General features: G+C 42.3%; 9 protein-coding genes. 5 read left to right on the forward strand and 4 right to left on the reverse strand.

Features of this window, described 5'->3' with window-relative positions; translation table 11 throughout:
* Positions 1 to 39 precede the first annotated feature (39 nt).
* Together VB740_RS23135 and VB740_RS23140 are read right to left on the reverse strand one after the other, a co-directional pair.
* On the reverse strand, positions 40 to 510 hold the full coding sequence (locus tag VB740_RS23135; protein ID WP_323202245.1) for a hypothetical protein: 471 nt from the start codon (positions 508 to 510) through the stop codon (positions 40 to 42).
* 42 nt (positions 511 to 552) lie between these two features.
* Positions 553 to 1,842, reverse strand: a complete 1,290-nt coding sequence (locus VB740_RS23140; RefSeq protein ID WP_323202246.1) for a ParM/StbA family protein — start codon at positions 1,840 to 1,842, stop codon at positions 553 to 555.
* A gap of 436 nt (positions 1,843 to 2,278) precedes the next feature.
* Here VB740_RS23140 and mobV point away from each other — a divergent pair, with 436 nt between their 5' ends.
* A complete protein-coding gene (gene mobV / locus VB740_RS23145) occupies positions 2,279 to 4,048 on the forward strand; it encodes a MobV family relaxase (protein WP_323202247.1) in 1,770 nt (589 codons plus the stop codon).
* Between the two features lie 42 nt (positions 4,049 to 4,090).
* On the opposite strand, the gene VB740_RS23150 is transcribed toward mobV, so the two are convergent.
* Positions 4,091 to 6,331 (reverse strand): Piwi domain-containing protein, encoded by a 2,241-nt coding sequence (locus VB740_RS23150; protein ID WP_323202248.1) that lies wholly within the window; start codon positions 6,329 to 6,331, stop codon positions 4,091 to 4,093.
* Positions 6,328 to 7,149 (reverse strand): PD-(D/E)XK nuclease family protein, encoded by an 822-nt coding sequence (locus tag VB740_RS23155; RefSeq protein WP_323202249.1) that lies wholly within the window; start codon positions 7,147 to 7,149, stop codon positions 6,328 to 6,330. The genes VB740_RS23150 and VB740_RS23155 overlap by 4 nt, the downstream gene beginning before the upstream one ends.
* A gap of 149 nt (positions 7,150 to 7,298) precedes the next feature.
* Between VB740_RS23155 and VB740_RS23160 the strand changes: the two genes are divergently transcribed.
* From VB740_RS23160 to VB740_RS23175, 4 genes are all read left to right on the forward strand, one after another.
* Positions 7,299 to 7,673: a helix-turn-helix transcriptional regulator gene (locus VB740_RS23160; RefSeq protein WP_323202250.1), complete on the forward strand. Its 375-nt coding sequence runs from the start codon at positions 7,299 to 7,301 to the stop codon at positions 7,671 to 7,673.
* A complete protein-coding gene (locus tag VB740_RS23165) occupies positions 7,670 to 8,332 on the forward strand; it encodes an ImmA/IrrE family metallo-endopeptidase (RefSeq protein ID WP_323202251.1) in 663 nt (220 codons plus the stop codon). The genes VB740_RS23160 and VB740_RS23165 overlap by 4 nt, the downstream gene beginning before the upstream one ends.
* Before the next feature lie 326 nt (positions 8,333 to 8,658).
* Positions 8,659 to 11,790, forward strand: coding sequence for a DEAD/DEAH box helicase (locus VB740_RS23170; protein ID WP_323202252.1), 3,132 nt, complete (start codon positions 8,659 to 8,661; stop codon positions 11,788 to 11,790).
* Positions 11,783 to 14,923 carry a sacsin N-terminal ATP-binding-like domain-containing protein gene (locus VB740_RS23175; protein ID WP_323202253.1) on the forward strand — a complete coding sequence of 1,047 codons (3,141 nt, stop codon included), beginning with the start codon at positions 11,783 to 11,785 and terminating at the stop codon, positions 14,921 to 14,923. Before VB740_RS23170 ends, VB740_RS23175 begins: the two co-directional genes overlap by 8 nt.
* Positions 14,924 to 14,944 lie beyond the last annotated feature (21 nt).

The raw sequence follows: 14,944 nt of genomic DNA on the forward strand, positions 1-14,944 counted from the left end.
ACGTATTTTCTGAAATGCTCAGCAGAATTCTCCTGGCAGTCAACCATCCCCAAAAATACTGTCCAAATCTTGTGATGAAGCTTTACCTTGAACCATTGAAGTTGGTCGCCCCTTATGTTCTGCTTCCTGCAACGTATTTTCAAGAAGAGTAGTCTTACCGTTATTGGCAGGAGCATTAGCATTTACCATCACTCCTGATTGAGGCATAACCTGATTTGGCAACACAAACTGTGGCTGTTCCACAGACATAGCCAAACGCATATTACTGCCGTGTTTGTTTAAACAATCCTGCGCCTCCCAACACGCAAAACGCAGCTGCTCTTGAGTATACTTCCCACTGTAGTATCGCGCATAAGGCAACAAAGCCGCCACCAGAATATCTGCCACCTTGCGATTAACCTCATCCTTGGGCAGAGAGTTCAGGTAGTCAACAACTTCCGCCATTGGGTCGCCCTCATAAGGCTGGAGACGCAGACTCAAAGAAACACGCTTTCTCCTGGTTCTACTCATTGCCGAATCCCAGTCCCTCTAAATAATCAAAAAGCCCAAAATTCATTCCTTCGACTCCAACCCCACCAAATAATCAAATAGCCCAAAGCAGTCCACAAGGCGAGAGGAAGTACACTGTTCCCCAAACTGCTTTTTCTCCAAGTTAAAAGTTTGTTTGACCTGCTCGCTTATACCACTACCCCAAATCATCCGTGTGAAATGTTTGTTATAATTCTTACTTTTGTATCCCGAAGTTCTAATTTTTGTACCGCCACTACCGTAACTGTCCCTACTTAAACTAGACTGAGTTTCTATTTTTGGTTCGCAGTTGAAATATTTCTCCAACTCCGGCTCAACGTGATAAGCCGCACCTCCACCAATAATCACCTCATCCAGTTGCTCCGGCAAAACCCGACTCATCCACCGCTGCAACTTATCCCAATACTCAGCCGTCGCCACAGAGATAGCCTTATCTATATCTTGAATTTCCTTATCTCTTAAATTTGAGTCTTTGGCACTGGCTAAAGCAATAATTGCCGCACATGTAGACCAGTTGGGACGGCGGGTGTGATTATAATTTGGGTTATATATCTCATCTTGAACAGCATACCGCGCTTGGAATATAGCTAGAGCCAAACGTTCCCGGTCTAGACCGCTTGTCATCTCAATCACCATATCCAGCATATTGGCAAACCCCAACAGCGGACTATCTCCCAGCTTTAACTGTCCCCGGTCGAAGTAAAGTGCAGTCGTATTCCTGTGACCAAACATCAGCACCCCCAACTGAACAGAACGCAACCAATCAATTCCCTGTTGCTTAATCCTCACAGCAGCCAATCCCCCACCTTCTGGACGGCATAAAAAGCGTTGCAAATTCACCTTCAATGGAGTATTTCGTACCCCAAAGCCAGCCAGCATTACTCGTAATTGCTCCTCAAACTTGCGGCGATCGCTATATTCATTCCAGGGAAGCAGCAGCGCCAACTCCACCTTTAACGGCTTTTTCGGCGATACCTTAATATTGCTAGTTTCTACAATCAGCCCAATTGCCCCCAACACCTTCCACAGGGCATTCTCGTATTTGAGTTCCTTAATTCTGTCTTGGGGGTCAAACTCTGATGCGAAATCTCCCAACACCACCACACGTTCGTTCCACTCAACCCACAATTGTTGGTCAGGACTAGGACTGCCAATCCATCCCAAACGTGCCATGTAATTGTCGAGTTTGGTTTTGGTAATCTCTTCAACCGCAGGTGGCATTAACAAGTAATTGGGTTTTGGGGAGCCAGGTAGCTGGTAAATAATCTTAGTTTGTGACCCACCCACGTCCACGCTGAGATAGATGTCGGTCATGCATCCAATCAGAAAATCACTACCGCACCATCTTGGCTCAACAATGCCTCAAATCGCCTCAAAAAATCTACGTATTTTGCACCACTATTTAAATCGACTGTTGAGGAATCAAGCCATGTTAACCAACACAAATTGTGCAGAAATTGCACTCAAACTGTGCCAAAACTGCACTAGGTGCTACCCCAAAGACAGATTTCGGGTGGAGAGTATAAAATAGTCGTACTCACTACGGTTATTTGCCCTACGGGTTGCCTGTGGCAATGCCTTGCTGTCGCTCGTCACAAATAACCTGCGTTCGCCCTGCGGGGCAAGTAGCGCACCCCCTCTGGGAGAATCGCGGATGCTCCTATCAGCAATAAAAGCATTTACTACAGTTTATCTTCCCATCAATCAAGCAACAAACACACCATGAAAACCACAATGATTCAACTCAAATATGACATACGGCTACGCGATCGCTCGTACCAAAAAACTCAAACGCCACAATCTTGCTGGCAGTGAAGCGCATACTGCCCGAATGCGGGAAACACCTAACGCGGATTCATCCAAACAAAATATCAGGCTCATCGGCAGCACTGAACAAAACGAACGCTTGGAAGATTTGGTGCTGGCAACAATTGCCCAGTACAAACAAAAGCGCAAGATTCGTACTGATGCTGTCTACTGTGTCGAGATTCTCCTCACCGCATCACCCCAGTACTATCGTCCAGATGACCCAACTCGCGCCGGGTACTACCACGAAGACAAACTTAAACAATGGGTTGATGCAAACCTCAAATGGTTACAGGAGACTTACCAAGACAGGATTGTGAGGTGCGAGTTGCACTTAGATGAGGCGACACCACACTTGCACGCTTACCTCGTACCCCTCGACAAGGATGGACAACTCCGGTGTAATCATTTCTTCGACGGTCGCCAAAAGATGATGGCTTTTCAGGATGACTACCACACCGCGATGCAGCACCTGGGGTTAGAAAGAGGCATCAAGGGTAGCAAAGCCCAACACCAGGATATAAAAGACTTTTACCGGATTGTGGAAGAGGGGAAAGACCTAGAACCTGGGAAACTCACCTCTCAACAACTTCAAGCTAAAGCTGCTGATAGAGACAGGGCTATTAGAAAGAAAAAGGAGATGGAAGCGACTGCTAAACAACTGGTCAAAGAAAATGAAGCGCTAGAAGCACGCATTCAACAGTTATCAGCCGAAAACCAACAGTTGCGTTCTGAACTTAAGCAACTTGCTGATCAACTGCGCGACCTTCCCCTAGAAGATGTGGCTTGGCATCTGGGATTAACTCAAGATACCAAAGGCGATCTCCGGTGGAAAGGTGTGGCCCATCTCCGGTGGAAAGGTGTGGCCCATATCATTAATATAGATGGTTCTAAATGGTATGACTTTTCTCCCAGTGTAAATAAAGGTGGCGGTGGGGCTATCGACTTGGTGATGCACGTAAACGGGTGCAACTTTAAAGAAGCGATCGCTTGGTTAAATGACCGCTTTGGTGAGTCTGAAATGGAGAGAGCCGTCACCCACCATGCCAAGAAACAAGCTATTGAGATTGCCCAAACAGAGCCAACGCCTCAGTTTGTACCCCCTGTCGAGGACGAAACTAACTGGCAGGCAGTTCATAATTATCTGACTCAGAAACGGGGATTGCCATCAAAATTAGTGCAACACTTCCACACAAGCGGGTTAGTTTATGCAGACTCTCAACAAAATGCTGTCTTTTTGATGAGAGGGCTGGACGGTGAAACTACTGGGGCGTTTTTGAGGGGGACGAGAGGTGAAGACAATACTTTCATGGGATATACCACTGGCACTAAACGTATTGAGGGGTGGTTCTACATACGCTGGGGTGGGCAACCAACAGATGAAATCCAGAGAGTAGTCCTCTGTAAATCTTCCATTGATGCATTGTCGTTCGCAATGCTGGAAGTCCAAGCACTGGGAGAAATGCCCCAACAAAGGACAATGTACATAGCAGTAGATAGTTCTAGGAGTCTGCCTGTAGAGTTTCTCAAGACAATCCCCACAGTCATAGCTGCCTATAATAGAGATGATGCTGGAAACGAGATGGCGCAAGCTATCAAACCACTGCTGCCAGGGGCGACTTGGATGTGTCCACAAGCATTGGACTGGAATGAGCAACTTTTAGAGCAGCAGGAAGAAAGGCGGAAACAGGAGCGGGGACTGGAACTCGACTGAATAGCGTTCGCCCTTCATTAATTTGGAGCAATGGGGGGTTCTCTACAGCCAAAATTGGCGATCGCCTTCCAGCATACTCGTAGGATAAATCCCATTCAACCGCAGATAAGCCATGCGGTCTGCTCCGTAGAGGGGCATTGGCAACCGAGGGGTCTGCAATGCCCCGTGATGCAGCAACGTCAGTTTTAGAGTCGTTTTTAGAACACTTTCAATTGATACTTGGTGTCCTTCTTCACGCACTGTCAAACGTAGAGGACGAGCCAAACCTACCCGATCTGAAACCTTAGTTGTTACCAGAACCGCTTCATGGGATGATAAACGAAGTGCCAACCCTTTTTCTGGGGAAGTCACAATTTTTTGTTGATTTAAGTTGTAAAGTCTGGGAACGCCAGACTTTTTGCACTCCACCAAAATAAATTTTGAGTTAATTGCTTTAGCCCATTCCAGTAAATGCTCAACTTCTTGACCGCAAAAAGAGCCATCCCGGTAAATTAAAACAGTTTTGTTTCTCAGTTCAGCTGCTGGAAGCAATGTTTCTAAAAGTCGTTGCGGGATTTCTTCACCTGGAATCAAAGCATCTTCCAGCCGATAGCGAATAAACTTCCCTTGCCTATCATAGAGACGTACACTTGCACAGGCATTCAGAGTTCCGGGTAACTTTTCCTTAGACTCTCTGGAGATATCTAACCCAATAAAATAGTCAGCAATCTCTAAAGGTTCAGCCAGAACGAAAGGCAAATTCCCCAGCTTTGCCAAAATTCCTGGAATCACCTGATTAAGAATTTGTCTGTGGTCAACACTGCTCAATGTATCAGAATAAATTACTTGGCTAGCAATTCCGCGCCTGAGCAACTGCGAATATACCCGCTGATATAAACTACCGCCCTCGTCATTATCAGCACCGCGGTCTATCTCTGGCAGAAACGTCAAAAAGATATCAGTTGGAACCGTTACTAATTCATTGACAGTTGTCTCCAATTCATCAACGGCTTTCTCCAGTTCAGCCCTGGCTTCAGCGCCACTCAACTGAGGCAATGCTTTTCTGTGAACAATTTCACTTTGAAAGCCGTAGGTTTTCAACCTTTGTCGAACTTCCTCTAAAAATTTATCTACTTTCAAATCACAAAGCTTCAAAGCGACAATGCGAATTACTCTTGAATGTTCACGATAATCATCATGACGACTATAAACACCACCTTTAGAGAGTCCCTTAAGTACCTCACCTCTAATACCCTTAACACCTCTACCAAAAAGGAGTGGGGTTTGCTCAATCGCTACTGGTGGATGCCAAAATAATGTTTGGTAATCACGGCTGTTAATACTACGCCCTAACTGAAATCCATAAGCGGATAGAGAAATATCTGCTTGTGTTTTATATGTAATTAAAAGTTTTTGTCGCTCTTGGTGAGTAATTTTAGTTGCCTTGAGCAACTCTCCGTATTTAACTTGCAATTGCTCAGATGTTTGGGCGGTGACGCAGGGACGCAAAGCCATTAACGGATAATGAAACTGCTTTTTGTTCTTGCCAAACTGTACAGCAACGAGGGGTTGTTCGGGGGGTGCTTCCTCTAGTTTTTGTTTACTAATTGAACCAGTTGCCTTTTCTTTTAGTTCTTTTCTGTGTTCTCCAACCGTTCCTACAATTCCAGTAATAGTACAGTTACCACCTCGTTCAATTTCTTGAACTTTCAAACCAATTAAAAGCTTTTCTGGGTCGTGCCGATAGGGGTGATTCTCCAAGAAGTCAGCTAAATCACCCCTTGATACAATACTGCTGTGAATAGTTAAAGTTAAAGCAGGCTTTAAACCCTCTGGCAATTCAATAGTTTCTGCCCAAAAGTCTAGTTCTCGTATGACTTCTACTCCCTTATCAGCCCGAACAGTTACAGATGAAAATGGACGAGTTACTTTTAATACTTGAATAGCAAGCTGGGCAAGGATTAAAGGTGTTGCCTGTGGCTGGCGTACCCATTGAATTGAGTAGTAGCGATCGCCAATATCTTCCTTCAATTCCTCTTGAATTTCCAAGAGTACTTTTCGCCATTCATCTTGGCTAGGCATAGGCTGACCCGGTTTAGCTAAAATAAAAAAATATCCATTGTGCCAGGTGACAATAATCTCAGGGAACTTGCGACTAAAACGGAAGCCCAAACGATTGCCATCTTGACGTTCAATCTCTGGAGTCAGTCGAAAGCACATCAAATTAGGTTGCGAGATAGTGAGCGGGAAAATTTCACTAAGAGATGTTGGAGCTTGAGAAACAGAAACGGGCGCAACAGTCATGCAGAAACCTCAAGTTCAGAAAACGAACAAATTGAATTGAATGGGCAGTATTGGCAGTTAATGCCAGGATTGGGTGGAAAAATTCGTTTAAATTCAGATGGGGAATGCCTATAACGTTGCAAATCTTTTTGATGCTGTTGGGATATCCGCGCCATTTCAATCTGAAAAGCGTTTAGGTGACTAGCTGTTGCAGTAATGGGGTCAGACCACTTCTGATTTTCCAAGTTGTAAAACGATGCCACAGCCGGTTGAGTAGGATAGAGAAAGCTTGCTGCTAGCAAGTAAACATATGCTTGTCGTCGGTCAAAGTCAGTTTGACCCGTCTTGAAATCTAAGATGTGCAGCGTGCCATCTTGCTCTTTAAAAATGCAGTCAATAGCAGCGAATAAGTTGAATTGATAATTACCTTGCTCAATTAAAATCGGTTCTGGAAATCCCTCATCACCTCGACTCAACTTGATAATGTTCTTCCCAAAAAGAATGGGATTTGAATAATAGTTTTTCAGGATAGAAATCACTCGCTCTTGAACGACCGCTGACTCTTGGTTTAATTGCAGAATTTCTGCCACTTTCGTAACAGCATCACTGCGGTATAACATCAGGGGGTCTTGATGAAATTCGTAAACTCCCCGTTGTGCCAGTAGACCAATCCTCTGTGGTGTTGTGTCAGTTGCCAAGAGTGTTGCAACTAATGGTTCACGCGATCGCGCCTTAGTAAAACCTCGCTTCATATCACAATGCCAGCGTTCTTGCCCTATTGGTGGAGCGAACTGTAACCACAGGTTGTAACTAGCAAACGGTCGCCAAGGTGTTGGCATTTTCTTTCCTCCGACAGTTTTTTATGTCCACCATAGTTAATGTTCAATTCGTTTGTTGACTAAGGCAGTCAACCTGCTATTAGACGCTAACTTATGTTGACTAATAAAGTCAACCCCTGATATGATTTGTAGTTAAGTAGGAAAAAACTGTGAATCAAACTTTTGGCAAGGTTATTCGTCAAGCCCGTAGGGACAAGGGGTACAGTCAGCGTGATCTGGCGAAGTTAGTAGATGTGGATTACACCTACCTGTCCAAACTGGAGAATGACCACGCCGCGTATCCCCCCAGTGAAGAGGTCATTAAGTTGTTAGTGCTAACCCTTGATTTAACTGAACGCGAAGAAGAGCTAATGTATCTGGCTGGTCGAATCACAACCGATGACGAGAAAATTTTTGGTGAACTTCTCAAGACTTATAACAAACAAGTACCTGCTTTGCTACGCAGAATGCAGGAAAACCCTGATTTTGCTCAAAAACTTCTTCGGGATGCTACACAATCAGATCAGCAGGAGAAGCCGAATTGAATATATTTAAGCAGTATCGCTTCATTCCCAAAAGCGAAATTGAGTGTCAGGCTAATCACCTTCTCAGTCGGATGCAAGCTACACCTAAATACTCTCCAAGATGGCCTTTTGATGCTACTCGTGTAGCTGATTTTTTGGATATAGGTGTTGTTTGGGAAAGCATACCACCTGATGAAAAAGGGTCAATAGCGGCTCTGATACTGCCTACAAAACGTGAAATTGTAATCAATCAAGATGTTCCAGGACTGCATGGAGGATATGGAGAATCCACATTAGCCCATGAGATTGGACACTGGGAACTTCACATTAACCACAACGCAGTTGGTTCTCTTATAGAACGGTCAGAGCAGGGTATTGAGATAAATATGCAGCCGTTCCTATGCCGTAATGTTAGCGGACAGCTTGAAAAGATTGAGTGGCAAGCTCAGTATTTTGCCAGTTGCTTACTGATGCCTCGATGTAAGTTAGAAGAAACACGCAAGGGACGTGACTTAACTAAGGAGTCTCACCTTGATGCAATGGCACATGAACTTGGAATAACAAAACGTAATTTGAAACATCGTTTAAAAGACCTTGACTGGATTCACATTCCTGAAAATTCTAAGCAAATTTATCTGGGTGATGCTGCACCTAGCAGGGAGACAGGTGCGTTCAGGTAAAAAGTGATGGGGGCAAACCCCCGCGACAACGCGCACACTTTCAGTAGAGTTTGACCGTGCCAATTTTAGATTGCCGATTTTAGATTAAAAATTATTTCGGTTCATGCCCCGCCCGTAGTGGGCGGAATAAATCCAAAATTCAAAATCCCCAAGCCCCGTACCCTTGTGGTCACTGCGTCTTTTTCTGCCAGTGAATCAGTAATTATAGTGTTCATGGATGTAATTGAAGCATCTGTTTGTGGGAACACTAAAGTAAAGTGTAGAGCGCTCGTCCTTCAACTCAAAAATTGGCTTCGGGTCTATGTGAATGTAGGTATAAATTAGGGATGCAACCACTCTTCAATCTGGGACAACTTGTATGTCTGCGTGCTGACCCCTCGAGATCCGGGCCAGTAATCGAGATTCTTCCACCAGCAGGGGGACGATCGCGTTACCGTGTCTTCCATTCACCCACTCAAATCCTGGAATACCATGAAGATCAACTGGTTGATGCTGGTTCAACTGCAAAAACTACTGGATTATTGGAAACATTAAAAGCAGGACAATGGCTGGATGTACACGGCTTTCGTGCCAGATTGACAGCAGCAAGGCTTTCTCATCCACAAATTGATAATCTCTACGCCCTCCAATCAGCACGCATCAAGTTTATTCCCTTCCAGTTCAAACCTTTACTGCGTTTCTTACGTGCTGACCAGCCCCGCTTACTAATTGCTGATGAAGTTGGTGTTGGGAAAACTATTGAAGCTGGTTTAATACTACGGGAACTTCAAACCCGCCAACAGCTAGACAACATTCTGATTGTTTGCCCCAAAGCCCTCGTTAACAAATGGCGAGCTGAAATGCGCCGTTTTGATGAAGATTTTCGACCACTGACTTCAGAAACTTTTTCCTATTGCCTGCGGGAGACTGATTTAGATGGCATTTGGCCCTTGCAGTATTCACGCGCCATAGTCCATTTGGAACTCCTGAGAATTGATAAATATCTCAAGGGAATGAAGGGGCGACGGCCAAGCCCCGGATTAATGACACTTAATCCATCCCCCCGCTTTAGTCTGGTTATTGTTGATGAAGCACATCATCTTAGAAATACAGGGACTAGCTCTCATGAAGTAGTGAAATTTCTTTGCGACATTAGTGAAGCTGTGATATTTCTTTCCGCTACTCCTTTGCATCTTGGCAATCGCAACCTCTATACATTGCTCAATCTGCTACGCCCAGACCTGTTTCTTGATGAGACAGTGTTTAATGAAATGGTGCAGCCTAATCAGTATCTCAATCAGGCTATCCGGCATATTCGTAATCACGCTCCTGAAGATACTTGGCAAACTTCAGCACTCCAAGCATTGCGAGATGCTGCAACAACAACTTGGGGTGAGCAGGTACTCAGCCAAGATCCTCGATTTATGGACTGGTATCAAAAGTTTAGGGGTGGGGTAACGTTTACTGATGCAGACCGAATTAATTGTCTGCGGGATTTAGAAGAAGTGCATTCACTAGCTCATGTAATGAATCGTACTCGTAGACGGGACATTGGGAGATTTACAATTCGTGAGCCACACACGATTTCTGTACCCTTTACACCGGAACAGGAAGAGTTTTATCAGGCGTTGATTGAATTTCGTCGAGAAATGCTTTCTTTAGACTATGAAGAACAAGTAATACGGCTGATCACCGATACTTTAGAGCGTCAGGCGGCGAGTTGTTTGCCAGCCCTTGTACCTACACTCAATAAATTTATCTTGACTGGCAAATTTGCACTCTCTGATATTAGTGACGACATTGAAACAGAGGATGAGGATACTAAACTTCTCCCCTATTTGCTGGAGAAAGCCAAAAACCTGCGTAGCCTATCTGCTGCCTTGCCACCAAATGATCCAAAGTTAGAGCAGTTATTAAAAATAATAGAAGAAACATTAGAGGGTAAGGGTTCTGGCAAAGTATTGGTTTTCTCGTTCTTTTTGCATACCTTGGCTTATCTGCAAAAGCAACTGCAAGGTGCTGGTTACAGAGTAGAAGTAATTACTGGAAAGGTGGAAGATGCAAAAAGAGAACACTTACGAGAGCGATTCCGCTTGCCCCGCGACAACCCAGATGCACTCGATATCCTTTTATCTTCTGAGGTAGGTTGTGAAGGACTAGATTATGAATTTTGCGATCGCTTGGTAAATTACGATATCCCCTGGAATCCTATGCGGATTGAACAACGCATTGGACGAATTGACCGCTTTGGTCAGCAAAGCGATAAGGTACTCATATTTAATTTTGTCACACCAGGCACTGTTGAAGAACGCATTTTCTTCCGTTGCTTTGAACGATTGGGCATCTTTCAAGACACAATTGGGGATTTAGAGGAAGTGCTGGGAGATGTTGTACAAGATTTAACTCGTGTGGCACTTGACCCCAAACTCAGCCCCGAACAAGCTGAACAGAAAGCACAACAAATGGCAGACAATGTACTCCGCCTAGCAGAAGAACAGCATCGCCTGGAAGCAGAAGGTGGTTCATTCTTGGGGCTTGATGAGGGGTTTACTTCGGATATTGACACGCTAGTTGCTCAAGACAAATTTGTTTCTGCTGATGATTTACGCCAGCTGATTGAAATGTTTGTGGAACAGCCGACATTGGGAGGACAAATTACTGTTGATAGTCGGCATTCAGGACTCCATCGGCTACGCCTGAACAAAGATGGACGAGGGGAACTGCTTAAAAAAGTGCGATCGCTCAAACAGTCAGACCGTTCCACAGTTACTTTCACACGTTGGCTCGAAGGTAACGATCCTTATTGGCTACTCACCTTTTACCAGAAAACTGCTCTCGAACAGAGGGAGATTCCATTTATCACGCCGATTCATCCTCTAGCACGGGTGGCGATTTCTCATTGGGCGACTATAGATGAGCCACTCGTCACGCAAGTTGCTATTTATGATAATACAGTGCCACTAGGACAGTACCTTTTTGTTTGTGATCTTTGGGAAACGGTGGCTGTGCGCCCAGAAGTGCGACTAGTAGGAAATGCTTGCAATCTTGATAAATTGTGTTTTGCACCGGAAGTTTCAGACGCCCTAGTGCGATTGTTGAGCCACGCTGTACAACCAGCAGAATATGTTAACTTCCCAACTTCTTTAGTCGATTCTGGTATTCAACAGCTTGATGAAACTGTACACCAGTATCGCTTAAACGAACTCTGTAAGTTACGAGAGAGAAACAATACGTTATTAAATTGCAAACTTGCTAGCCTTGATGCTTACTACCAAAATCGTATTCAGCGCGTAGAGAATGAATTAAATCAGGCTAAAGAAGAGCATATTATTCGGATGAAAGAGTCGGAGCGATCGCGTATTCAACGAGATTACGAAAGCAAGCGTTCTGATTTAGAAAATCGCAGTGAAGCAGACATTATTAGTCAGCGAGTTGCCGTAGGAATTTTATTAGTACAAGGGGTGATCACAAATGGTTAGCAATTACAAACAAATTACAGAAGAAAATATTAGAAGATATGGTACTGATATAGATGAGTATGGGCCTGTATTTCTTACTAGCTTGTACAGTGACAGAACGCACTTTATTTATGAATTACTTCAAAATGCAGAGGATGCAGGAGCTACAAAATTAATTTTTAAATTATTTAATGACCGCCTTGAAGTCTATCACAATGGCAGATTATTTACAGAAGCAGATGTTGAGGGTATCTGTGGACTGGTGAAGAGTACCAAAAAGGAAGATTTAACAAAAATTGGAAAGTTTGGTATTGGCTTTAAGTCAGTCTATGCCTATACTGATTCTCCAGAAATTCACTCAGGTGATGAACATTTTTTTATTGAACATTATGTTAGACCTCATGCTGTAACGAGTGATGTTATTATATCTGGAGAATATACTACTCTTTTTATTATTAAATTTAACAGACAAGATTTATCTAAGGCAGTTGCTTACCAAGAGATTGAAACTCACCTGCGAAAATTCAATCCGCGTAATTTGCTATTTCTAAATTATATTGAAAAAATTTATTGGCAGCTAGAAAAGGGACAGCAAGGAATTTACAAGCGAGACATTTTAGAACATGACGCTGGTTATAAACGAGTTACTATTAAGATAAATACATCTTTTGATAATAGTCAAGAGACTTGGCTCATCTTTGCTGAACCAGTTCCTTCTCAGCTAAATCTCAAAGTTGAAGTTGCTTTTCTTGTTCAGAAAGATAAAAAAACTCAGCAAGAACAAATTGTTCCTGTATCGAATTCTCAATTAGTAGTTTTCTTCCCAACTGAAAAGGAAACTCATTTGAATTTTTTAGTACAAGGTCCTTATCGTACTACACCAGATAGGGCAAAAATTCCTCCTAATGATAGCTTTAACCAGAAACTAATTGAAATTACTGCTGATTTAGTAGCTAGTGTTCTTCCAAAGTTAAAAGATTTAGGATTACTCACCGTAAGTTGTTTACAAATTCTTCCCATACGTGCATCTGAATTTCCAGAAAATGCTATGTTTTATCCTGTATTTAACGAGGTATGTGAAGCCTTTCAAGAAAATGCCTTGTTGCCTACACCTGACGGACGTTATATTCCAGCCATACAGGCTAAATTAGCTCGAAGTACTGCACTTCGTAAACTTCTTTCAGATACTCAATTACAACAGCTTTATGGAGATAATTACACATGGTTATCTGACGAAATATCTAGGAATACTACTCCTGAATTATGCCAATATATTAGGGATATTCTGAAAGTTGAAGAAATAGAACCTGACAAATTTGCTTCAAAATTTAGTCTAGATTTTATTACACAGCAGTCAGATGATTGGGTAGCAGAATTTTATACCTTCCTCATAGGTCAAGAAGCACTTTGGAAAGAAGAAACACATAGAAAAAATCCACCACTATTGAACAAACCTTTCATCAGGTTACAAAATAATAAGCACGTAACACCATTTGACTATCATACTAAAAAACCAAATGCCTATTTACCAACTGATGTACCAACAAGTAAACCAACTGTTAAAGTAGAAATTGTTGCAATTCCAGAAGCTAAAACATTTTTAGAAAGACTAGGTTTAGAAAAACCTAGTAGTTATACAGAAGTACGTGATCATATTATTCGTAAATACAAAGTATTAAAACAAATTGATGAAGAAGAAAATAAAAAGGATATTCAAATAATTGAGGATGCTTTACAAGCATCGTCTTCTACAGAAAGAAAACAGCTTATAGAACAACTAAAAGATACACCATTCCTACTATCTATCAATGCAAAAACAAATAAACAGGAATATCAACCACCTGAAAAAATATATTTTCGTTCCCAGAGTTTAGAAATGTATTTTGAAGGTAATGAAGCAGCTTGGTTTATAGATAATAATATTTCTATTGACCGTGAACTGCTGATTGAGCTAGGTATTAGTGAGACAGTTCGTTGTTATTATAGTTCTCCTAATGCTCATGGTTACGTTATTATTTCTGACAGTAAAGGTAATCATAAACGAGGTATTAAAGGATTTGATCCTAACTTTTCTATTGATGGTTTAGCTCATGCCTTAGAAAATCCTACATACGATAAGTCATCATATATATGGAATTATTTGTTGTTACCTAACCGACAAAGACTGAGTGGAGTAATAGAATCATCTAAACGTGTAACCTACCAAGATGCTCAAAAAGAAAAATGTTTTTCCAAAGTATGGCATCAAGTTTCTACCCAAAAATGGCTTCCTAATTCCCTACTAAAATTGTGTCAACCTAACACTTTATCTCTTGATGATGTATCTAAGGATTTTATTAGAGATGAAAAAGATGAGGATCTTGCAACTTGTATAGGAGTCAAACCAAGGGCTTCTCTGCTAGAAGAAGCTAAAAGAATAGGAATATTACCCGAACTCCTTGATTACCTAAGAAAAAACCCACGCACGCAAAAGCTCTGGGTTGAAAAGTTAATTAAAGGTGCATCATCTGAAGGAACACGAAACAATGGAACAGGATCAATAACAACATCTAGTAATGGTACTTCGCCAGAACCAGAAACACCTAGCATTGACTACAGAACTGCTCTTAAAGAAGTATTTTCCCGCCCTGGTAAAACTGAATTAAATGAAGCTATAGAATCAAGTCCAGTTCCTAATCCTGAAGCTCGTTTTCAGAAAATACAAGATAGTATTCGCAATGATAAAGACAAAGAACCATCTATCATTGAAAGGTTCAAGAAAATTGAATCCAAGAAATGGGAATCCAAAAATAATAACATACGAACTGACATAAAAGCAATATACAACGGTAGATGTCAAATTTGTTCTGGAACTTTCCCGAAGCGAGATGGCGAACCATATTTTGAAGGAGTGTATTTAGTTTCTTACACTAAAGCAAGATGGATTGATAAGCTGGGTAATGTTCTTTGCTTGTGTCCCACCTGTTGCGCTAAGTTCAAACATGGTTCAGTCGAGCTAGGAAATGATATTGAAGAGCAAATTAATTCAATTCCCAAAACAGGAGGAAAACTACACATCAAACTCTGTGGGCAGGATACATATATCACATTTGTGGAAAAACACATAATGCCACTTCAAGCATTGTTAAAAGAGGCGGTAGATTCAGAAAATTAGTCAATTAGTAGCGATGAACAA

The organism is Nostoc sp. UHCC 0251 (assembly GCF_034932245.1).
Taxonomy (GTDB): domain Bacteria; phylum Cyanobacteriota; class Cyanobacteriia; order Cyanobacteriales; family Nostocaceae; genus Nostoc.